We start from the raw sequence: 23,221 nt of genomic DNA, 5'->3' as shown, positions 1-23,221 counted from the left end.
ATTTTGTACACAATTCAAAATGTGGGAGCAAAATTAGATTGATTTTATTTAACAAACTTGATAGATGTTCTAGGCGATAAATAATTATATTGTCAATCAGTTTAGAAACGATATATTAACTATTGTAAAATGAAAAAAATACAATTGGCTTGCCTGTTTGTTTTATTACTTCTTATTAGCCCTAAGGTTCTAAAATCGCAAATTTCCGATGTTGAAATTACCTACCAGGTTAACACCGATAATAGTGTGGATGTAAACTTTAAGAAACAATTGGTGGGAACTTATTTGATAAACATTGAGTTTGATCAATTATCGAATTGCGAAAATTATTCATCTGCGAAGTATACATATTCTGGTACCATCAGGGGCAGAGTGGGTAAGGTGTTAACCTTAAAACCCAAGGATCCAAATATGGGTATTGGTTTTTCTTTTTCGTACCAATACCACAGAGGTAAGCCATTTCCAAAAATAAAAGAGAATTTCGTGTATTTACTGCCCTTTTCGAAAGGAACAAAAGTAAAAGTAAATCACATGAATTATTTGGGGAAAAGATTCGGAAAGGGTGCTCCCGATAGCTGGAAAGCTTTCCAGTTTATCACAGAAAAATCGGAGCCTGTTGTAGCCATGAGAAAGGGAGTAGTTGTAGAGGTTAAAGACCAATTTGTTGCCGATACGACAAAGGATTTTCATTATAATGATAATGTGAATGAAGTTCTCATCGAGCATAGAGATGGAACCCTGGCACGTTATTCCTGTTTCAAATCAGGAAGTATTTGTGTAAAAGAAGGGCAGACAGTACATCCTAATACTAAATTAGGATTAACAGGCTGGTATAGCGCCTCCAAAAAACGTGAGTTGCACGTTTTTATCTATTATTTAAAAATAAGAATGCTCGAAAAGCTGGAAGATGAAGAAAACAAACAAAATGCTTATGCCTATATCGACCCCTTATTCTATCACAAGGGTGATAAAGTCAACCTCTTATCAGGTAATCTCTATGTGTCTGACAGCAATGATGAGTTAATTACCCAGGAGTTTACCCGAAGAGAAAAAAAGAAGTATTCGAGCAGCATCCAATAAAAAAAAAAGCGATGAAATTTCATCGCTTTTTTTATTTCTATAATCCCAGCAACATGCTATCCGGATCTTTTCCATCGAACAACATTTTATGTGGATTTTCAATCATCTCCTTAATTTTTACAAGGAAACCAACCGAATCCTTACCATCAATCACTCGGTGATCGTAAGATAGGGCAATGTACATCATTGGTCGGATTTCAACCTTTCCATTTACGGCAACAGGGCGTTCTACAATATTGTGCATTCCTAAAATTCCCGATTGTGGAGGGTTGATAATCGGCGTACTCAATAAAGAACCAAATACACCACCATTGGTAATTGTAAATGTACCTCCCGTCATTTCATCAAGGCTAATCTTACCCGATCGGGCTTTGTTAGCCAGCTCCATCAATTTCTTTTCAATTTCTGCTAAACCTAGCGATTCTGCATTTCTAATTACAGGAACCATTAATCCTTTAGGTGTTTGAACCGCAATGGCAACATCCGCAAAATCAGGAGTTACAATTTCTTCTCCATCAATCATAGAATTTACCATAGGGTGAGCTTTTAAAGCTTCGGTAACCGCTTTGGTAAAGAAAGACATAAAACCAAGTTTGATATCATGAGTATCAATGAATTTCTTCTGATATTTCTTTCTCAATTCCATTACTGCACTCATGTCAACCTCGTTAAAAGTTGTTAGCATGGCAGTTTCGTTTTTAACCGATACCAGGCGAGCGCTTAACTTCTTGCGCAGATTTGTCATTTTCGTGCGTTTCTCTTCACGAGAAATGGCCTTTGGCTCGGCAGATACGGCAGCTGGTTGGTTGTTCTGATTTTCCACAACGGCTTGAATATCCTTTTTGGATAACCTTTGTAAACCTGCTATTACATCATCAACCGAAAGCTGATTTTCTTCCATCAGCTTTTTAGCCACTGGAGAAATTTTTACCTCTTTGTAATTTTCCGATTCAACACTTTTGGCTGGAGTAGAACCGATGGATTCTTTGGCTTCCACAATTTCCTCTTTTGCCGGTTCTGCCTTAGGACTTGGGGCTTTGCCAGCAAAACTGGTGTCAATTTTACAAGCTACCGAACCAACCTCAACGGTATCGCCCTCTTGTGCAAGAATTTCAATTTTACCTCCTTCATCAGCAACCAGTGTTAGTGTTGCTTTGTCCGATTCAATTTCGGCAATGTCTTGATCTTTTTCCACAATATCGCCATCGGCAACAAACCAATTGGCAATTTCAACTTCCGATATGGATTCTCCAGGACTTGGTATTTTTATTTCAATCATTTGTGTTATATCGTTATGGATTTTGTTCTCGAATGTTTGAATTTCAAATCTTCAATCATCATTACATTAATAGCTTGCTTTTTTTCTCTTCAAAATATTCATGTGTCTGAAGAATTTCCTCATGCGAACTTCCCTCGACACACTGTAGACCACAATATTTCAATTTCCTGTCGCAGTCACATTTTCTAAACACTTTGTTGATAATTTCGTTCTGACCAAGCATATGGATTTTTGCCAATCCGGTTGCCGGGCTTCCACTGGCCTGACGCGCTACAGGAACCAATTTTACTTCTTTATTTTTGAAGTTGTAATTTACAAACTGCCATGCGCCCATATTTTCAGGTTCTTCCTGTACCCATAGGTGAAGAATCGCATTCGGATATCTTTCCAATACTTTATCAACCTGTGCATGTGGGAATGGATACAATTGCTCCAAACGAACCAGGGCAATATCCTGAGCATTTAGCTTTTCTTTCTGTGCCAGTAAATCGTAATACACCTTACCTGTACAGAAAACAACTCTTCTTACTTCTTCCGAAATTACGTTCTTGTCATCAATTACCTCCTGGAAATTGCCTTTAGCCATTTCATCCATACTTGAAACACAAGCTGGGTGACGAAGCAAACTCTTAGGAGAGAAACAAATTAAAGGAACCCTGATATCTCTCTTTACCTGTCGACGAAGCATGTGGAACAAGTTGGCTGGGGTGGTCGGATTTGTAATTTGCATATTATTGTGTGCACAAAGCGTCAGGAATCGTTCCATTCTTGCACTCGAATGTTCTGCACCTTGTCCTTCATATCCATGTGGCAAATACATTACCAAACCATTTTTAATTCCCCATTTGTCTTCGGCCGCACTAATGTATTGGTCAATAACCGCCTGTGCTACATTATGGAAATCTCCAAACTGCGCCTCCCAAATGGTTAAACCTGATGGATGAGCCAGAGCATATCCATACTCATAGCCAAGTACACCATATTCACTTAATGATGAGTTGTAAACATGGAATGGAGCCTGATCTTCAGACAGATTTTTAAGTGGGAAATATTTTTTATCAGTATCCTCGATAACAAGGGCAGCATGTCGGTGCGAGAAAGTTCCACGTTCCGAATCCTGGCCACTAATTCTAACCGAATTTCCTTCTGTCAACAAACTCGAATAGGCCAGCATTTCACCCATTGCCCAGTCAAGCTGATCATTTTCTACCATTTTCTTCCTATCGGTCATCAACTTGCCAATTTTCTTGAAAAATTTCAGGTCTTCAGGAAGCGATGTAAAGTTATCGGCCAAAGCAAGGAGTGTTTTTTTGTTCACTCCAGTTTCAGGTGAAGCTTCAAAATCCGATTCAACGGAATATCTAATTCCTTTATAATAATCATCGAGGAATGGTTGAATAATTACCTTATCAAATGATTTAGATAGCTCAAATTTATCATCCAGGAGTTTATTGTAATCAGAATTTATAGTTTTGATTTCGCTTGTAGAATAGACGCCTTTTTCAATCAAATAATCTGCATACAGATCTCTTGGATTTTTGTGCTTTGCAATCTCCTTATACAAAATTGGTTGGGTAAAACGAGGCTCATCACCTTCGTTATGTCCATACTTTCTGTACGATAAAATATCAATGAACACATCGGTGTTAAACTCCTGGCGGTATTCCATTGCCATTTTAATGGTAAAAATTAATGCCTCTACATCATCACCATTTACATGAAAAACAGGACAGCGTGTTACCTTTGCCACATCGGTACAATAGGTGCTCGATCTTGCATCCAGGTAATTGGTTGTAAATCCTACCTGGTTGTTAATTACCAAATGGATTGTACCCCCGGTTTTGTATCCTTTTAGTTGAGACATTTGAATGGTTTCATACACAATTCCCTGTCCGGCAATTGCAGCATCGCCATGTATTACAACAGGAACCAGTTTATCCTGATCGCCCGAATAGTCATTATCAATTTTAGATCGAGAAATTCCTTGTACAACGGCTCCTACGGTTTCAAGGTGAGATGGATTTGGTGCCAAATGTAATTTTACTTCGCTGCCATCATCTGTTTTAACCGAGTTGCCATAACCAAGGTGATATTTCACATCGCCTAAAGCGATATCTTCTTCATATTCTTCTCCAACAAATTCTTTGAAGATATTTTCGTAAGGTTTTTCAAGAATATTCGCAAGAACATTCAACCTGCCTCGATGGGCCATTCCAAAAATGAACTCTTCAACCCCAAGTTCAGCACCTCGTTCAATCATGGCATCCAAAGCTGGGATAAGGGTTTCTGCTCCTTCTAATGAGAATCTTTTCTGCCCAACAAATTTCTTGTGAATGTAGTTTTCGAAGCCAACTGCCATTCTTAAATGGTAGTAGATGTGCTTGCGCTGCTCATCGGAAAATTGTGGTGTGTTTTTCGAACTCTCCATTTTCTTTTGAAGCCATCTTAGCATCTGCGGGTGTCGAACAAAAACATATTCGGCACCAACCGATTTACAGTAAGTTTCCTGCAAATGAGCTACTATGTCTTTCAATTTAGCAACTCCAATGCCAATTTCTTTTCCGGCATGAAAAGGAGTTTCCAAATCCGACTCTGCCAAATCGAAATTTTCAATGTCCAGGGTTGGAAAATATTTTCTTCGTGTTCTTACCGGATTGGTTTTGGTAAACAAATGCCCTCTCTGACGATAAGCCTGAATCAAATTCATTACATTGAATTCTTTGCTCATCGATTCGCTGGCTGGCTCGTTATTGGAACTTTGTTGTTTTACTGGAAAATTAGCCGATGCAAAATCGAATCCCTGGAAAAAAGCTCTCCATTTTTCTTCGACCGAATCGGGATTTTGCTTATAGGATTGGTAAAGCTCATCAATATATTCGATTTCACTATTACCCAAAAAACTGAATTTATCCATAGAATTGTTTGTTGTACTTGTCTGATTTTTTGTTGTCGCTTAAACAAATGTATTAATTTTGAAACTTTACTGGTCATGATCAACCAGAATAAAAGACCAAAAGGTCATTTTTTTTACTAATGAGCTTATAGACATTTTCTATAAGCTGATATTGTTTAACATTTGCAGAAAAAATACCTGTCTATTTTTTCGATTGTAGCAATTTCCAATTAATTTAGATTTGCATTCAAAATCATCAATAATTCAAAGCATGATATTTCTTCGTACCATAATTATTGTGCTGGTAGCTTCGTACTTTTCAAGCTGTCATAATTTACAAAAAAAAACGCAGTTTGAATTCCGCAAAGGCGATATAATTTTTCAGGATTTGAATTCCGATTCCATCTCTGAGGCCATTGAATCGGTTACCGGGGGCGAACAGGAATTGAATTTTTCGCACGTAGGAATAGTCGATATTCATGCCAATGGGAAGATATTTATACTCGAAGCAGTATCGAAAGGTGTAATACAGACCAATTTGGAAGACTTTCTGGAGCGTAGCAATAAAATTGCTGTTGGAAGACTAAAGGAAAAATACACCCAAAGGATAGAGGCGGCCCTTGTTTATGGAAATAGCTTGCTTCACTTGCCATACGACCATATTTATCTAATGGGAGATTCGAGCTATTACTGTTCCGAACTGATTTATGAAATGTTTGTGAATAGTGGCGATTCTTCGGCGGTGTTTCAATTAGAACCAATGACATTTAAAGATTCGAAAACAGGTGAATATTTGCCTTTCTGGATAGAGTATTACAAGAATTTGGGAGTCGATATCCCGGAAGGAAAACCCGGATTGAACCCCAATGGCATGTTTCAGTCAGGGAATATTGAAATTGTACTTTCGTACGGGCACTTTGAGAGCAATTAAATTAGACTTATATCCTACATTATATATGAATTCATTCTTACAACAAATTACCAAAGAGTTATACTCAAAATATAAAAACGAATTATCGGACTGTATCCTTGTTTTTCCGAACCGAAGAGCAGGATTGTTCTTTTCGAAATACCTGAACGAATTGGTCACAAAACCAATTTGGGCACCAAGAGTGTTTACCATTAGCGAGTTTTTTAAATCTCTTTCCAAACTGCAAATCGAAGACAACCTGGGCTTGTTGTTTCGCCTTTATAAAATCTATGTGAAAAGAATGAAGGTGAGCGAAAGTTTCGATGAATTCTATCATTGGGGAGAGATGTTGCTTGGCGATTTTGATGATTTAGACAAGTACAGGGTACATGCGGAACATCTATTCAAAAACCTGGCCGACGAGAAGGAAATAGAGAACCTTTTTGATTATTTAACCGATGAGCAAGTGGAAGCCATACAGGCTTTTTGGAGTTCTTTTAAACCTGAAAAATATTCTGAGCATCAAAAAGAGTTCGTGAATTTATGGGAGAATTTATTCGCGATTTATGCAGATCTAAGAGAGGAACTGAAATCTGAAAATCTGGCTTATGAAGGAATGGCTTCCCGTGCCCTGCTGGATGGATTGGAATCGGGAGAGATTCAGCTTCAGGCAAAGAAGGTAATATTTGTAGGATTTAATGCCTTGAATCGATGTGAAATTGACCTGTTCGAATTCCTGAAGAGAAAGGATTTGGCTGAATTCTATTGGGATTACGATGAGTCTTACCTGCAGAATCCGTATCACGAGGCAGGTTTGTTTTTAAGGGATAACATCAAGCGATTCCCGACTCCTAAAACCGAAGTAAGTTTCTCTAATATAAAGCAGAATAATGCTAAGGTGGAGTTTGTGTCCTTGTCGTCGGAGGTAGGACAGGCAAAATATGCCCACTCTGTAGTACAGGAATTCTGTAAGGATAGCGAAGTGGCACCCGAAGAAACGGCCATTGTTTTGGCCGACGAGGAACTTCTGCTTCCAGTTTTACATTCCATTCCGGAAGTTATTGATAATGTAAATGTTACCATGGGATATCCGGCCAAGAACACTCCTGTGGCAAGTCTCTTGCGCCTGGTTATCGATTTGCAAAAAAGTGCTCGTAAGAATGGAAACGAGATTGAGTTTCATCACAAAGAAGTTCTGGCTTTGTTGAATCACCAGTATTTGAATTCGGTGAATCCTGATTTGGCCCATGAATTAACCCAGGATATTCTGACGACGAATAAGATAAAAGTTCCAAGATCATTATTGCTTGGTGATGAGGTGATTGAAAAACTATTTTCGCCCGTTAAAGATGTAAATCAGTTCGCACTGTATTTGTTAAATCTATTGCAAAATGTATATCAGCGTCTGGAGACAAAAGATGAAGACAAGTCGCTGGTAGATAAGATTGAGCAAGAATACATCTATCATTTGTTTTTGGCCATTAAGAGATTGAAATCTTTGCTCGATCAGCATCAAATTGAAGTAAAGCAAGACACCTTTTTCAAGATTTTGGAAAAGATGATTCAATCTTTGAGCATCCCATTTGAAGGGGAGCCGTTGGCCGGATTGCAGGTGATGGGGATTTTGGAAACCCGTTTGCTGGATTTTAAAAAGCTGGTGGTGTTATCGATGAACGAAGGAAAGCTGCCAAAAACCGGAACTGCAAATTCATTTATTCCATATCATTTGAGAAAAGGATTTGGAATGCCAACCATCGATCATCAGGATGCAATTTTTGCCTACTATTTTTATCGTCTCATTCAGCGTGCCGATGATATTAAACTTTTGTATAGCACACAAAGCGATGGGATAAGAACAGGAGAAATGAGTCGTTTCCTGTATCAATTAAAATATGAATCGGAATTTAGCATTACTGAATCTAGTCCGGGATATGATATCTCCTTGAAAGAGGCAAAGCCCATTAGCATTGAAAAAAATGATCGCATTTTAAATCGTTTGGCAGAATATTGCGGCGATCAGTTCAGAAGCTTTTCTCCATCGGCTCTGAACACCTACCTGACTTGTTCGCTTAGCTTTTACTTTAAGTACATTGCCGGCTTAAAAGAGCCCGATCAGGTATTGGAAGAAATTGACCCTCCAACTTTTGGAAATTTGTTCCACAACACGCTCGAAGATTTGTATAAGCCATATGTAGGCAAGGTTTTGGAGAAAGAAGATTTGGAACACATTCGAAAGAATAAACCCCTCATTGAAGAAAAGTTGACTACGGCTTTTCGTGAGACATATTTCCAGCTGCCAAAAGGTAAAGAGGTACAAATATCAGGAAGAAATCTGTTGATTTTTGATATCCTGAAAAAGTATATCGATCGAATTTTGGTTCTGGATCAGGAATATGCACCTTTTAAAATTCTATCACTTGAGGATAAATACAAAATTCAGGTTCCAATATCAGGAAATAGAATGGTAAATGTGAGTGGATTGATAGACCGTGTAGATCAGGTTAATGGAACAATTAGGATATTGGATTACAAGACAGGGAAAGCTGACTTGTTTTTTAAGGATATAGAATCTTTATTTGAGAAGGAGGGAAAAAGCCGAAATAAAGCAGCTTTTCAAACCTTTTTGTACTGTTTGTTTTACGAGGACAAATGGAAAACGGCCGAAGCAATTTCGCCTGGCGTATACAGCTTAAAGGAGTTTTTTAGTAAGAAGTTTGCTTGTATGCTGGCAAAAAAAGAAGGACGTTCGAAACCTGAGCCAGTAAACGATTACCGAGTATATAAGAAAGAGTTTTTAGACGCTTTAACCCTAATGTTTGAGGAAATTTTCAACCCGGAAATTCCATTCGAACAAGTCGAAAACGAGGATGCCTGCAGAACCTGCTTGTATGCTGAAATTTGTCATAGGTAATAAGCTAAGTTCGAAACAAAAAATGAGGAAATATACTGTCATATTAATCTTCCTGTTATCGGTAACATATAGTGCTGTTGCCCAGAAAAAATACAGTGTAAAATCACGTAAGGCAATTCATTATTACGAAATGGCTGCCCAGCATTATCGAAATCGTGATAATCAGCAAGCACTAGACAAGCTAACGAAGGCTTTAGAAGTTAAATCGAATTTTATTGAGGCATACCTGTTTCAGGCTGATGTGTATCATTCAATGAAAAATACCGAATTGGAAATTCATGCTTACCTAAAAGCAATAGAAATTGACAATGACTATTTTCCCAGGGTACATTTTAATTTGGGGAATGCCTATCTGAAGCTTGGGAAATATGAGATGGCCAAAGGCAAATTTGAAGAGTTTCTTTCCTTTTCTAAAATATCATCGCGCAATAAAGCAAAGGCGATGAAGCAAATTATGAATTGTGATGTTGCTTTGCGAATGATTGCAAATCCGGTAGAATTTAACCCGGTTAATATAGGAAAGGCCATCAATACCGAAAATGATGAATACTGGCCGAGTCTGACTGCAGATGAGGAAGTATTGATATTTACCCGCCTGAGTGCAAGAATGAATGATACAGAAGTGAAATTAGAACCCCAGGAGGATTTTTGGCTTGCCCTGAAGGATGAAGACAGCTGGCGACCAGCACAAAGTTTATCTGAAAGCATAAATACTGCCAGTAACGAAGGAGCTCAATCCATTACAGCTGATGGTCGTTACATGTATTTTACTGCCTGTGGAAGAAAAGATGGTTTAGGGAGATGTGACATTTACTATTCACTGCGTGAAGGTGATCAATGGTCGAAGCCAATGAATTTAGGACCAGTGATCAATTCGGCAGCATGGGAAGCTCAGCCAAGCATTTCGGCTGATGGTAGAATTCTCTACTTCGTGAGTAACAGGAAATCAGGCAAGGGAAAAATGGACATCTGGAAGTCGGAATTGCTGGAGATACTGCCAGGAGGAAAGCAAAGATGGTCCAAGCCAGTAAACCTGGATTTTAACACATCGAATAATGAAATGTCACCCTTTATACACGCCAGTAATCAGTATCTGGTAATCGCCTCTGATGGATTGCCAGGAATGGGGGGATACGACTTGTATAAACTTACTCGCAAGGATGATCAGAAATGGTCGGAACCAGTGAATTTGGGTTATCCGATTAATACTTTTGCTGATGAATTAGGACTTGTGATTAATGCAAGTGGCGATAAAGCATACTTTTCGTCGGATAGGTTGGAAGGAAAGGGAAAAGACATTTTTACCTTCGATTTACCCCTGGAACATCAACCTCCTATGGTTTCGTGGTTGAAGGGAAAGGTTTACGATGTGGAAACAAAGGATAACTTATATGCTTCTTTACAATTGATCGATTTGAATTCGAACGATACTGTTGCAAAGATCAATTCGGATAAGGTAAATGGAGAATACCTGATTTGTTTGCCGGCAGGAAAAGAATATATGTTTAGCGCCGAAAGTGAAGGATATTTGTATTATTCCGATCATTTTTCGCTTATGGAAAACAAGGAACAAAACAAGGCCCAGGAGTTGAATATTGGCCTGCAAAAAATGAAATTGGGAAGTGAAATTGTACTACGAAATGTATTTTTTGATACCGACTCCTGGGAAATTCTACCAAAGTCGGAATCTGAATTGTATGTATTGTATCAATTGTTGATTCAAAATCAGGGTTTCGTTGTGGAAATATCCGGACATACCGATCATACAGGATCGGAAGAGCACAATTTGAAATTGTCGGAAAATCGGGCGAAATCGGTATGTGATTACCTAATAGACAAAGGCATACACAAAGATAGATTGCTTTTTAAAGGATATGGTTCGTCTAAGGCAATTGCCGATAATCGAACCAAAGAAGGAAAAGCCTTAAACAGGCGCACAGAATTTAGAATCGTAAATATTAAAGAAGATCAGTAGCCTAGTGTTTAGATCTCCTACACGTAACATGATAATTACAAATATGATTTACCTGGACTATAACGCCACAACACCTGTTGCAAAAGAAGTGGCAGAAGCCATGCAACCCTATTTGTTTGAATATTTTGGCAATCCATCGAGTTCGCATTGGTATGGACAACAAACGAAAAATGCGATAGAAAAAGCTCGTAAAAGTTTGGCAGACATGCTAAATTGTGATACCAGTGAAATTGTTTTTACCAGTGGTGGCAGCGAATCGAACAATTATGCCTTGAAAGGATTTGCTTTTCAACATCAGGAAAAGGGAAAGCATATCATTACCAGTAAAATTGAACACCCGGCAATCATTGAAGTTTGTAAGTTTCTGGAACAGGAGGGCTTCGAAATCTCTTACTTGCCAGTTGATGAAAGTGGGCGCGTAAGGATTTCTGATCTGGAAAATGCCATTCGTCCCGATACAATTTTAATATCCATCATGTATGCCAATAATGAAGTTGGAAGCTTGCAACCTTTAAAAGAAATATCGGCTTTAGCCAGGAAACACAATATTGCTGTACATACCGATTGTGCACAGGCAATTGGAAAAGTGCCTGTTGATGTGGAAGATTTGGGTGTTGATTTGCTTACGGTAGCCGGACATAAATTTTATGGACCAAAAGGGATTGGAGCGCTGTACATTCGGAAAGGCATTCAGCTTCGGAAATTAATTCATGGGGCCGATCATGAATCGAACCGAAGAGCTGGTACTGAAAACATCCTGGAAATTGTTGGATTGGGCAAAGCCGCCGAACTGGCAATGTATGAACCAGAAAAAAGAATGCAGCGCGAACAAAAGTTGGTTGAAATGCTAAAATCGGGATTGCTACCGCTTGGCGAACTTCAGTTTAATGGAAACCAAGCCTATAAATTGCCCAATACTTTAAGTGTATCGTTTAAAAATCTTCGAGCAGTTGATATTCTTTCGCAAATGCCGAATATTGCTGCATCAGCAGGAGCCGCCTGTCATTCCGATGCAGTGAAGATATCGGCTACCCTTGATGCAATGAATGTGCCTTTTGAGTTTGCAATGGGCACCCTTCGTTTATCGGTAGGCAAATACACCACCGAAGAAGAAATAAAAACCGCGATTACTGAGATAAGCGCGGCCATAAAATTATTAAGAAAATAAGTTCATTTAGTTCAAATATACCAAGGCTGAATTCATCACCTCCTTCATTTTTGCGATTGTATTTTTCTTTACAATGGCATTAAGGTATCTTTCTTTGCCCGATTTCTTGTGAAGTTTTTCATTCGAAAACCAATCGGAAGGATACGAAATTACTGACGGAGTTCCTTGTTTACCGTATACAGGTAGCGACATGTAGTATACATCTTTAATTTCGATAAGAAGCTGATTGTTGACTTCTTTCAGGCGTAAGGTGTAGTGCATTTGAGTCTGGAAGCTTGATTGCTTTTCGCTCAGGTAAATCAAGTTACAACCTTTAATATTGGCCTCTCCGGTATTGCTATTTAGCATTTCAAGTTCGAGTGCTTCGCTCGATAAAACCCAGTTTCTAATCTCAGCAAAATGATGAGTTGATATTTGAATACTACTCGTCATTTTTATGGCTGTGTTATCGTCGATGCTAAGCTTTGTATCGGCCTGGTTTTGCCCAATTGCAATTATCACTATGGAGAGTACAATGAAGGTACAGAATATCTTTTTCATGGGACTTGGGTTTAGAGGTTAACATTTTGGTTGGCTATGTCTTAAAATAGCCATTTTAACAGACAATTCAAAATGATAGAGATCTTGAATGTTGTATTGTTGAGTGTTGTGACTGATTTATAGAAAGGTAGGTTTTTGAGAGAGAAAATAATATTATGCTCAATTTATTGAACTTGGCAAACTTGACACTTGTTTTTTAGGATAGAGTCAAATAAATTTACTTTTGAATTAGAGGAGGAAACTCCTTATCTGGTTTTGCATATTTCACTTGGTTCGATCCTGGAAACAAGTTTTTAATATGATTTTAGTTGTAAGTAATTGAGAGGGGCTATGCCCCTTTTCTTCTTTTTGGCTTCCTTTTTGTAAGTAAAAAATTTACAAATTCGTTTTTTTTAGTGATCAATCATTCTCTTTATTCATGGGGGTTTTATAATTTTGTTATATCCCCGAGGTGAATCTATTATTTCCATTATCATTGAATCCCGAAAACCATTTGGAGATCGAGAGATGATTGATTTTTAATTGAATTGGAGAATAACACCTTTACGATTTGAAGTTTCATAGCCTAAGTAGCATTTTATGCAATATATATTGACTCCTAAAAGGATTATTTTATTTGTAATCATCTGTTTGGTTAACACATTTGGTTTTTCTCAAAACTATGTGAACGACCAGTATTTGTTGGTCGACCAGCTAAATAAGTCGAACCAGTGGGTAGACTCTGTTTTTAACAGCATGAGTGAAGACGAGAGAATTAGCCAGCTATTTATGATTGCAGCCTACTCGAATAAGAACAAGAAGGAGAGCGAGCGAATCGCCAATTTAGTGACTCAGCATCAAGTAGGAGGAATTATATTCTTTCATGGTGAGCCTGGAAAGCAGGCAGAACTAAGCAATTGGTACCAGAGTTTGTCAAAAGTACCCATGTGGATTGGAATGGATGCTGAAAATGGCCTCGGAATGAGATTGAAACAAACCATTAGCTATCCACGACAATTGATGTTGGGTGCAGTTCAGGACAATGAACTGGTATATCGCCTGGGAAGGCAAATTGGAATTGAGTGCAGACGCTTGGGGGTTCATGTTAATTTTGCGCCTGTAATGGATGTGAATAACAATCCGAAAAACCCGGTGATTAATAGTCGTTCGTTTGGTGAGGATCGATTGAATGTTAGCAACAAATCCTATGCTTTTGTAAATGGAATGCAAAGTGCAGGCGTTATTGCAGTAGGAAAACATTTTCCTGGACATGGCGATACGGATATAGATTCTCATGTCGATCTGCCCATTGTTGATCATCCCAGATCCAGATTGGATTCGGTTGAGCTGTATCCTTTTAGAAAAGTAATTCAGCAAGGTCTGGGTGGTGTAATGGTTTCGCACTTAAATGTTCCTGCTCTTGATGAGGAAGAAAAAATTGCAACGCTATCCTCGAAAATTGTGACCGATTTGTTAAAGAATGAAATGGAATTTAAGGGTTTGGTGTTTACCGATGCTTTAAACATGCAAGGCATTCGGAAATATCACGCCAAGGGAGTTGTAGATGCAAAATCGCTACAAGCAGGAAACGATGTACTGCTGTTTACCGAAGATGTTGAAATCGCACGAGGAGAGATTCGTAAATCCATTGAAAATGGAGACTTGACCTGGGAAAATATCAACGAAAAATGTAAAAAAATACTTCGCGCCAAGTATTGGTTGGGTTTGCACGAATACCAAAAGGTTGATATGAACAGACTTTGGTCGGGTTTGAATACGCAGGAAGGCTTTATTTTAAGGCGCCAGCTGACCGAGCAAGCCATTACATTGGTGAAAAACGACAAAAACTTACTTCCTTTAAAAAGATTGGATACCTTAAAAGTAGCCTCTATTGCGATGGGAGCTTCGATTCGAAACAGGTTCCAGGAATATTTGGGAAGGTATACCGATATCGACTTTTACCAGATCGAAAAGGATGCTTCAAAAGAAAATATGGAGATCCTGAAGGAAAAATTGGACAAGTACAATTTGTTGATTGTGAGTATGCACAATACCGATCAGAGGGCGTCTAAAAATTTTGGAATCACAAAACCAACCATAGATTTACTTTCTGAAATTTCGAAGGAGAAAAAGGTAATTTTCGATTTGTTTGGCAATCCTTATGCCTTGGATATGTATCAGAACCTGGAGGATTTGGATGCAATATTAATTTCTTACCAGGATAGTAGGGAAGCGCAAATGGCTTCTGCCCAAATTGTATTTGGAGGCCTGGCTGCCAAAGGAAAACTTCCGGTGAGCATTAATGGGGAATTTCCGGTTGGAACCGGATTTGAAACCAATCACAATCGCCTGGGCTATTCATTACCAGAACAGGTGGGCCTAAGCACATTAAAATTAAATGTAATTGATTCGATTGCTGAAAATGCCATTCAGGAAAAAGCAACTCCCGGATGTCAGATTTTAGTTGCACGAGCGGGGAAAGTGGTGTTCAACAAATCTTATGGACATCATACTTATGGCAAGAAAAGACCAGTTAGAAATCCTGATATCTACGACTTGGCATCGCTTACCAAAGTAACAGCTACATTGCCTGCCATTATGCAAATGACCGATGAGGGTTGGATTGATATCGATTCTAAGCTTGGAGAATACCTGTCAAAAGCCAAGGATTCGAACAAAGACAGTTTGGTGCTGAGAAAGATTCTGGCCCACGAAGCTCGTTTGCTGAGTTGGAAACCCTTTCACTGGGAGGCGGTTGATTCTGCTAGCTTTCAGGATCAACTTTTTAGCAGAAGATACTCCAGGCGACATAGCATTAAGTTGGGAAAAAGGCTTTATATCGATAGAAATTACAAATTTAAAAAAGGGATTTTTTCGAAAGTGAAATCAGAAAATTATCCTGTGGAAATTGCCAGGAATCTATACATCAACAAGCACTATAAAGATACCATTTTGCAAGGAATACTCAATTCGGAATACAGAAAAGAGAATGGCTATAAGTATAGCGATTTGGGCTTTATTTTAATGGGAGAAATGATTGGTGAAAGATCAGGAGAATCGGTAGATCGATATATGGATCGCCATTTCTACCGAATGCTTGGAGCCGGAAGCCTTGGTTATCATCCTAAAAAGAGGTTTAGTTTAGAGAAAATTATACCTACACAGAACGATAAATTCTTCAGAAAGCAGTGGGTAAAAGGATATGTTCACGATCCAACATCGGCCATGCTTGGTGGTGTATCGGGCCATGCCGGACTGTTTGGGAATGCCAGCGATTTGGCAAAATTGGCCCAGATGTACCTGCAAAAAGGGGAGTATGGAAACGAAGTTTATATTGGCGCAGAAACCATCGAAAAATTTACTGCACGTGCATATCCCAATGGAGAAAACCGAAGGGGAATAGGTTTCGACAAACCCTTTTTAGATCCAAACGATGAGAACGGACCAACAAGTAATTTGGCTTCCTTATCGAGTTATGGGCATACGGGTTTTACTGGAACAATGGTATGGATCGATCCGGAATATGACCTGGTTTATATCTTTTTATCTAATAGAATTTGTCCTGACGAATCGAATGCAAAACTGATGGAGATGGATGTGCGCACCAAAATACAGGAGTGCATCTACAAAGCAGTAAGGCCAGAAGTTACGCCGGCCCGACATTTTACCGACCTATTGGTATCACCACTCGACGAAAGGATTTTTAATTAAGGATACATTCAAATACTTTGGATCTTTGCTTACCTCTTCAGCAATCCAATCTGGCAAAACCAACTTGTCATTGGCTGAGTTGAGTTCCACTTCGGCAACGATAAGACCATTGTTTAAATCATGAAAAACATCTACTTCCCAGGTGTGATCACCAAAAGGAATAAAATATCTGGTTTTTTCAATTTTAGCATCGCAAAGTGCCAACAATTCTCTGGCATCGGAAAGAGGGATTTCATATTCAAATTCGGCTCTTTCCAGGATGTCAACACCTGCCTTTATGGTTAGAAAGGCTTGCTCACCGCTAATCCTAATTCGCAGACTTTTTTCGGGATCGCTCCAAATGTAGGCTTGTATCAGTTTTTTTCCTTTTTCAGGAAGTACCAAGCGATCTTTGTGTACCAAAAATTTTCTTTCGATTTCTACTGCCATTTCTTAATTTCTAGCTATTGATAAAATTGGTTGCCAATAATTTTTAGACCATCAAGGGTTAAACTTGGTTCATGATGATCGAAACTTTCAATGATTGGAAGCATTAGTTTGGAAAGTCCACCTGTGGCAATCACGGTTGTTTTACCAACTAATTCCGATTTGATTTCTTTCAATAAATACTCCACCAATCCTTTATAACCCATTACAATACCGGCTTGCAAAGCATGAGTCGTGTTTTTACCAATACAGGATGGTGGAATGGCAATATCCACATTTGGTAGTTTTGCAGTTTTTTGCGATAAGGATGACATTGCAGTTTTTAAACCTGGAGCAATGCTCACGCCAAGCAGGTTTCCATCAGCTTTTATGGCTGTAAAAGTCAGGGCAGTACCAAAATCAACAACAATACAGTTGCCCTGGTACTTGTTGTGGGCAGCAACAGCATTTGCAACCAAATCGGTACCAATTTCATACGGATTTAAAATGCCAATATTTAACTTGTCGTAGATTTCTGGGCCAACCACCAAAGGCTCTTTTCCAAAAAGCTTTTTAATCATTTCGCGAATTGGCAAAATGAGAGAAGGCACCACGCTGCTCACCACAATTCGATCTACCTGGTCGAGATCGACATTTCTACTGGCAAACAAAGTTCTGTAAATCACCTCGTACTCATCCGAAGTTTTGTTGGCAACGGTATGAATTCTAAATTCTTCCGTCCAATGGTTGTTGTCCGATAAACCACAAACTACATTTGTGTTTCCAATGTCAATAGCGAGTAGCATAAATATCTAGGTAATTTCGATTTTTGGTATAAATGTATGTGATTCAATTCACACGATTTTTTTCTGTTTTGTTTTTTAGATAGGAAATGATGTTCTCACTTGCCTCTTTTCCCATTTCAATCCTGGTTTCGATGGTCGCTGTGCCAATATGCGGTACCACCACAACATTGTCGAGTTGTAACAAGTCGGGATGGATTTTAGGTTCGTGCTCAAATACATCTAAAGCTGCACCTGCAATTTTGCCCGATTTCAAAGCGTCAACAAGCTCCTCTTCATTTACCACTGGTCCTCTGGCGGTGTTAATCAACAAGGCCGAATTTTTCATCAGTTCCAGTTCCTGTGCACCAATTAAGTGATGTGTTTCATCGCTTAAAGGACAATTTAAGGAAAGAATATCGCTTTGCTTTAATAATTCTGAAAAATTGAGGTATTGGTAGGGCGAACCAGCAATCTCTTTGCGATTGTGATAGATTACTCTCAAGCCAAATGCTTCGGCTTTTTTAGCAATGGATTTTCCAATTTTACCCATTCCGATAATACCAAGAGTTTTGCCATGCAATCCAGTTCCCAGGTTTTTCATCACTCCCCATTCAAAATCTGGATCGGTTTTCAAACCGTAATGGCATAGGGCAATTCCTCTCGATAAGGAGAGTATTAAAGCCAAACAAAGTTCTGCGGTAGGTTCGCAAACCGCCTCGGGTGTGTTGCTCACCACAATTCCTTGTTTGGTGGCAGTTTCAATATCAATATTATTAAATCCAACACCGTAATTACTAATAATTTTTAACTTTTTACCTGCTTCAATAACCGATTTTGGAACTTCTTTATTAAAAATGGAAAGCAATGCTACACAATCAGGAATCCGTTCAATTAATTCTTCCGTAGAGAAAAATTCCTTTTCGGGATAGATCAAATCAAACTCTTTCTCAAGTTCCGAAAGTCCTTGGTGTGGAATAGAATAGGCAATTAGGATTTTATCTTTCACAATCTAAATTCTGTAATGATTTCAATTCTGAAATTTAATGAATCATTACATATAAACATTGTTGTGATTGAAAAAACTGCAATTTCTGATTTTCGCATGAATATTAAAGCTTTCTTCGTAGCTTTGCGATAAATAACACATCAGCGAACAAACACTACAGATTACATGATTTTATTGGATAAACCTTACGTTTCTAAGTTCTTAAAAGAGACCATTGTAAAGTACGATTTTCCTGCCTTAGATACTGGTAATATTACCGAACACGGCGAGTTAAGCCTGATTAGCACAGAAGAAATTATTGAAAACTTTAAAAATGATTCGAATAGCAGGCTTTATACCAATTCGGAAAATTCTATCAATTGGGTGGTGAAAAATCTGGGTTTTACAAAGTTACCTGAGTATATCAATGTTTTTAAAAACAAAGTGGAGTTCCGAAAATTGGTTCAAAGCATGTATCCAAGTTTCTTTTTTCGTGAAGTTGGTTTAAAAGAACTGGATGAAGTAAAATTGGAAGAATTACCAATGCCTTTTATTATTAAACCTGCAGTTGGTTTTTTAAGTTTAGGAGTACACAAGGTCTTGAATGCAAAAGATTGGGCTCATGTAAAAGAACTGATTAAAGAAGAGTTTACCGAAGCACAATCGTTATTTCCAATTGAGGTGGTAAATGCTTCCAGTTTTCTGATTGAAGAGATTATTGAAGGAGAAGAATTTGCTTTCGATGCTTTTTTCGATGAGGATGGAGAAGCAACGGTACTTGGTGTGTCGAAGCATTTGTTTTCTTCTGATACCGATGTGAGCGACAGGGTATATTTTACTTCGAAAGAAACCATAACAAATTACCTGGAACCATTCACCAATTTTGTACAGGAGTTGGGTAATAAAGCCAAACTGAAAAACTTTCCGGTACATGTAGAAGTTCGAGTTGATAAGAACGGGATAATGATTCCAATTGAGGTAAACCCAATGCGATTTGGAGGTTGGTGTACAACAGCAGACCTTACCTATTTTGCAACAGGACTAAATCCCTATTATTGTTTCCTTAAAAACATCAAGCCCAATTGGAATCAGGTTTTAGAGGAGATGGACGATGAGATATACTCATTGATTATTCTGGACAATTCAACCGGAATTCCATCGAAAGAAATTAGCAATTTCGATTACGATGCTTTGCTGAATAAGTTTATGCAGCCACTGGAATTGAGAAAGGTGGATTATAAAATGTATTCTATCTTTGGAATGTTATATACAAAAACTCCGAAAGAACAGTTTGCCGAAATCGAAGAGATCTTAGTTTCGGATTTGAAGGAGTTTGTTCAATAAAAATTGATGATTGACAATATTACAATACGTGAGGCCAAATTTGAAGATGCATGTAAAATTACCATGTTAAAGCTTCAGGTTTGGCTTCATACTTATGCTCCCGATGGTATTGAAGATGAGTATGCCGATTACCTGGATGCGGAAATCACAAGCGAGAAAACACGAATACTTCTTGAAAATCCTGAAAAGAAACTTTTTTTGGCCGAAAAAGAGGGGAGAATCATTGCTTGCTACCAATTGGATTTCGACACCCAATGCCCTGTTCAGGAAATTGATGCTCCTGAGCTATCAGTTTTATACCTCTCGCAACATTTTCATGGCAAAGGTGTTGGAAAGTCTTTACTTCTGCACGCCGAACAAGAAGTTGTAAACCTTGGGCACAAATCCATATGGCTTACTGCTTATTGTGAAAACCATCAGGCCATTCATTTTTACAAAAGACAAAACTACCAGTTAAAGGGCAAATGCTATTTTGAAATGGGCGATAGTAAATATGAGAATTTGGTGTTTTGGAAGGAACTAAACAATTAATGGATAGATAATACTTGTATTTCAGTATCAGGTATTTAAAAATATCTTACCTTTGAGGTGAACTAAAACCCGTTGATGTTTAAATTTAAGAAGGATCTGGTCATGTAAATAAGCCCTGATGTATAGTCAGGCTTATCCCGTAGTACAACTCAGACATATTCATGTCGGGGTTATTTTCATGTCTATACATTATTATTTTTCGATGATCTGGCAAAGTAGTAAATTGTTTTGCGCCTGATCATTACATTTAAATTTAAACATTATGAGTGAAGATATTAAATCAATTCACGAGTTTGATTTATCATTACTTGCCGAATATTTTTCAAACCTGGAACGTCAAGGTCCCGGAAGTCCTGAGATTACTTTAAAAGCCTTAAGCTTTGTCGAAAACCTAAACAAAGATTCAAAAATTGCTGATATTGGCTGTGGTTCTGGTGGACAAACTATGGTATTGTCGCAGCATGTAGAAGGGCAGGTAACAGGTGTGGACCTGTTTCCCATATTTATCGATTTATTCAATAAAAATGCGGCCAAACTTAAACTCGATCACAGAGTAAAAGGTCTTGTAGGGTCGATGGATAATCTTTCTTTTCGCGATGAGGAGTTGGATGTAATCTGGTCGGAAGGTGCCATTTACAATATCGGATTTGAAAGAGGCCTGAAAGAGTGGAAAAGGTTTTTAAAAAAAGGTGGATATATTGCTGTTTCAGAGGCAACATGGTTCACCGATGAACGCCCTGCAGAGATAGAGGAATTTTGGCAGGATGCCTACCCGGGAATAGATACCATTGCCAATAAGCTAGGACAAATGCAAAAGGCAGGTTATGTTCCTGTAGCCTGTTTTATTCTACCCGAAAACTGTTGGATCGAGCATTTTTATGCCCCACAGGTAGAACTAGATAAAAGATTTTTGAAAGAGAATAAAGGCAATAAGGCAGTTGAAGAATTTATTGCCAATCAACGCCACGAAGCTCAATTGTATCACAAATACAAAGAGTATTACGGTTATGTGTTCTTTATCGGAAAGAAAATGTAAATTGTTAATAGGATTGTCCTGATAAAGGGCAATCCTTCTTTTAGCTTGTGCGAAGCTTCCATTTGTGCACCTCAAACTTCCATTTGTAAACCAAAATCAATTCGAATAGCATGTAGATTTGCCATTATATTTTTAAATTAACAAGCATGAAAGAATTTTGGGACGAAAGATACAGTCAGGATCAATTTGCCTATGGTGAAGAACCTAACCTTTTTGTAAAAGAAAAACTGCCACAGTTTAAAACAGGGAAGATACTATTCCCGGCTGAAGGAGAAGGGCGAAATTCGGTTTTCGCAGCCCAGTTGGGGTGGGATGTATCGGCTTTTGATTTTAGTTCGAAAGGAAAAGAAAGAGCAGATGAATTGGCTCGTTCAAAAAATGTAAGGATCGATTATAAGCTAGCAAGTTTCCTGGAGGAAGCTTACCAGGAGGAAGAATTTGATGCCATTTGCATGACCTTTGTGCATTTTGATCCAAAGATTAAAAGCAGCATGCATAAAAGACTCGATTCTTACTTGAAACCTGGTGGGCATATTATTTTCGAGGCTTTTAGTAAGGAGCATCGGGAGATTAATAAATTGCACCCCGAAGCTGGTGGACCTTCGGATGAAAAATACATGTATTCGATAGAGGAAATTGAGCGTGATTTTGACAATTATGAAATTATCGAGCTTAAAAAGGAATTGGTTCACCTAAACGAAGGATTCGGACACGTAGGTGAAAGTTCACTGATTCGATTTATCGGTAGGAAAAAAGATTAATGCAAGCGGAAACAAAAAGGATATGAATCAATTACCGGTGCGTACTTTAGGCAATTCAAGAGACGGAAAACCAATGTCGCGTTTTGAGATGGAGCTACTATCCTCCAACAAGGATGGTGTGAAGGTAGAGGCGCATCGTCACGATTATTATCATATCCTTTTTGTAAAAAATGGAACAGGAAGGCACAATATCGACTTTAAAACTTATGACATTCGTCCGAACTCCATTTTCTTTATTTCTCCCGGACAGGTTCATTCCATTCAGTTAAACCATAGTGCAGAGGCTTATGTGCTCACTTTTACTTCAGATTTCATCTTGCTCGACAGCAATATTCAGAGACTTCTCGATTACCCATTTTTCCATTCTATTAGTAATCGGCCCTATGTTTATGTAGAGGGGAGCAATCATAAAATTCAGCAAACGCTAGACGAAATGTATGTTGAAAGTAAGATGGAAAAAAAGGGAAGAGATAAAATACTACGAGCTTTGCTGGAGGTATTGCTGATTCGTGTAAGAAGGATTTATGAGCCGGCATTAAAGCTTGAAGCGCCAAATCATTTAAGCTATCAGTTAAGAAAATTGGAAGCATTAATCGATAAGCATTATAAAGAATATAAGCAATTGACTGAGTATGCCGATTTAATGCACATTTCGGCAAAACATCTGAATAGCTTGTGTAAGAAAGGATTGAATAAAACGGTTCTTAATCTGATTCACGAAAGAACCCTTATAGAGGCCAAACGCTTGCTTTTGTTCACCAACAATACCATCTCCGAAATTGCTTACGAATTAGGTTTTGCCGATAAATCCTATTTTATGAGATTTTTTAAGAAGCATACCTCTCTAACTGCCGATGCTTTTCGAAAGAAAAATAATGCGAAACAGCTTTAGAGAAATATCAGTCTAAGCAATTTTTTTTGAAATAAA

Annotated in this window: 17 protein-coding genes; 11 read left to right on the top strand and 6 right to left on the bottom strand. The window is 38.3% G+C overall.

Going from position 1 to position 23,221, the window contains the following annotated elements:
- The first annotated feature begins 129 nt into the window (after positions 1–129).
- Complete coding sequence (locus ELS83_RS06965) at positions 130–1,080, top strand: M23 family metallopeptidase (protein WP_171594816.1); 951 nt, start codon at positions 130–132, stop codon at positions 1,078–1,080.
- A gap of 37 nt (positions 1,081–1,117) precedes the next feature.
- Here ELS83_RS06965 and odhB read toward each other — a convergent pair whose 3' ends face one another.
- Positions 1,118–2,359: a 2-oxoglutarate dehydrogenase complex dihydrolipoyllysine-residue succinyltransferase gene (gene odhB / locus ELS83_RS06960; RefSeq protein WP_171594815.1), complete on the bottom strand. Its 1,242-nt coding sequence runs from the start codon at positions 2,357–2,359 to the stop codon at positions 1,118–1,120.
- Positions 2,360–2,420: 61 nt separating this feature from the next.
- On the bottom strand, positions 2,421–5,273 hold the full coding sequence (locus ELS83_RS06955) for a 2-oxoglutarate dehydrogenase E1 component (RefSeq protein WP_171594814.1): 2,853 nt from the start codon (positions 5,271–5,273) through the stop codon (positions 2,421–2,423).
- A 250-nt stretch (positions 5,274–5,523) separates the two neighbouring features.
- On the opposite strand from ELS83_RS06955, the gene ELS83_RS06950 reads away from it, so the two are divergent.
- Genes ELS83_RS06950 through ELS83_RS06935 form a run of 4 tightly spaced genes read left to right on the top strand, consistent with a single transcriptional unit; the run spans position 5,524 to position 12,216 of the window.
- Positions 5,524–6,183, top strand: a complete 660-nt coding sequence (locus ELS83_RS06950; RefSeq protein ID WP_171594813.1) for a YiiX/YebB-like N1pC/P60 family cysteine hydrolase — start codon at positions 5,524–5,526, stop codon at positions 6,181–6,183.
- Positions 6,184–6,208: 25 nt separating this feature from the next.
- Complete coding sequence (locus ELS83_RS06945) at positions 6,209–9,073, top strand: PD-(D/E)XK nuclease family protein (RefSeq protein ID WP_171594812.1); 2,865 nt, start codon at positions 6,209–6,211, stop codon at positions 9,071–9,073.
- A 22-nt stretch (positions 9,074–9,095) separates the two neighbouring features.
- The gene (locus ELS83_RS06940; protein ID WP_171594811.1) at positions 9,096–11,048 is read left to right on the top strand and encodes an OmpA family protein; all 1,953 of its coding nucleotides are present in this window, start codon (positions 9,096–9,098) and stop codon (positions 11,046–11,048) included.
- 28 nt (positions 11,049–11,076) lie between these two features.
- Positions 11,077–12,216 carry a cysteine desulfurase family protein gene (locus ELS83_RS06935; RefSeq protein WP_216616416.1) on the top strand — a complete coding sequence of 380 codons (1,140 nt, stop codon included), beginning with the start codon at positions 11,077–11,079 and terminating at the stop codon, positions 12,214–12,216.
- A 6-nt stretch (positions 12,217–12,222) separates the two neighbouring features.
- Here ELS83_RS06935 and ELS83_RS06930 read toward each other — a convergent pair whose 3' ends face one another.
- Complete coding sequence (locus tag ELS83_RS06930; RefSeq protein WP_171594810.1) at positions 12,223–12,756, bottom strand: hypothetical protein; 534 nt, start codon at positions 12,754–12,756, stop codon at positions 12,223–12,225.
- 579 nt (positions 12,757–13,335) lie between these two features.
- On the opposite strand from ELS83_RS06930, the gene ELS83_RS06925 reads away from it, so the two are divergent.
- Entirely contained in the window at positions 13,336–16,446 is a 3,111-nt protein-coding gene (locus ELS83_RS06925) for a serine hydrolase domain-containing protein (protein WP_171594809.1), read from the top strand.
- Here ELS83_RS06925 and ELS83_RS06920 read toward each other — a convergent pair.
- Genes ELS83_RS06920 through ELS83_RS06910 form a run of 3 tightly spaced genes read right to left on the bottom strand, consistent with a single transcriptional unit; the run spans position 16,417 to position 18,642 of the window.
- On the bottom strand, positions 16,417–16,875 hold the full coding sequence (locus ELS83_RS06920) for a CYTH domain-containing protein (RefSeq protein ID WP_171594808.1): 459 nt from the start codon (positions 16,873–16,875) through the stop codon (positions 16,417–16,419). The two genes, ELS83_RS06925 and ELS83_RS06920, sit on opposite strands and share 30 nt — an antisense overlap.
- A gap of 14 nt (positions 16,876–16,889) precedes the next feature.
- Positions 16,890–17,657 (bottom strand): type III pantothenate kinase, encoded by a 768-nt coding sequence (locus tag ELS83_RS06915; RefSeq protein ID WP_171594807.1) that lies wholly within the window; start codon positions 17,655–17,657, stop codon positions 16,890–16,892.
- Positions 17,658–17,700: 43 nt separating this feature from the next.
- Positions 17,701–18,642 (bottom strand): NAD(P)-dependent oxidoreductase, encoded by a 942-nt coding sequence (locus tag ELS83_RS06910; protein WP_171594806.1) that lies wholly within the window; start codon positions 18,640–18,642, stop codon positions 17,701–17,703.
- 165 nt (positions 18,643–18,807) lie between these two features.
- Between ELS83_RS06910 and ELS83_RS06905 the strand changes: the two genes are divergently transcribed.
- The 5 genes from ELS83_RS06905 (at position 18,808) to ELS83_RS06885 (ending at position 23,185) form a co-directional block, all read left to right on the top strand.
- A complete protein-coding gene (locus ELS83_RS06905) occupies positions 18,808–19,965 on the top strand; it encodes an ATP-grasp domain-containing protein (RefSeq protein ID WP_171594805.1) in 1,158 nt (385 codons plus the stop codon).
- A gap of 6 nt (positions 19,966–19,971) precedes the next feature.
- Positions 19,972–20,496, top strand: coding sequence for a GNAT family N-acetyltransferase (locus tag ELS83_RS06900; RefSeq protein WP_171594804.1), 525 nt, complete (start codon positions 19,972–19,974; stop codon positions 20,494–20,496).
- 262 nt (positions 20,497–20,758) lie between these two features.
- Positions 20,759–21,532, top strand: coding sequence for a class I SAM-dependent methyltransferase (locus ELS83_RS06895; protein ID WP_171594803.1), 774 nt, complete (start codon positions 20,759–20,761; stop codon positions 21,530–21,532).
- Between the two features lie 146 nt (positions 21,533–21,678).
- Entirely contained in the window at positions 21,679–22,293 is a 615-nt protein-coding gene (locus ELS83_RS06890; protein ID WP_171594802.1) for a class I SAM-dependent methyltransferase, read from the top strand.
- Positions 22,294–22,315: 22 nt separating this feature from the next.
- Complete coding sequence (locus tag ELS83_RS06885; protein WP_171594801.1) at positions 22,316–23,185, top strand: AraC family transcriptional regulator; 870 nt, start codon at positions 22,316–22,318, stop codon at positions 23,183–23,185.
- Positions 23,186–23,221: the final 36 nt, after the last annotated feature.

The sequence above is a fragment of the Marinifilum caeruleilacunae genome (genome assembly GCF_013141825.1).
Taxonomy (GTDB): domain Bacteria; phylum Bacteroidota; class Bacteroidia; order Bacteroidales; family Marinifilaceae; genus Marinifilum; species Marinifilum caeruleilacunae.
The sequence above is the reverse complement of the archived record's forward strand: the minus strand, read 5'-3'. Positions and strand labels throughout refer to the sequence as shown.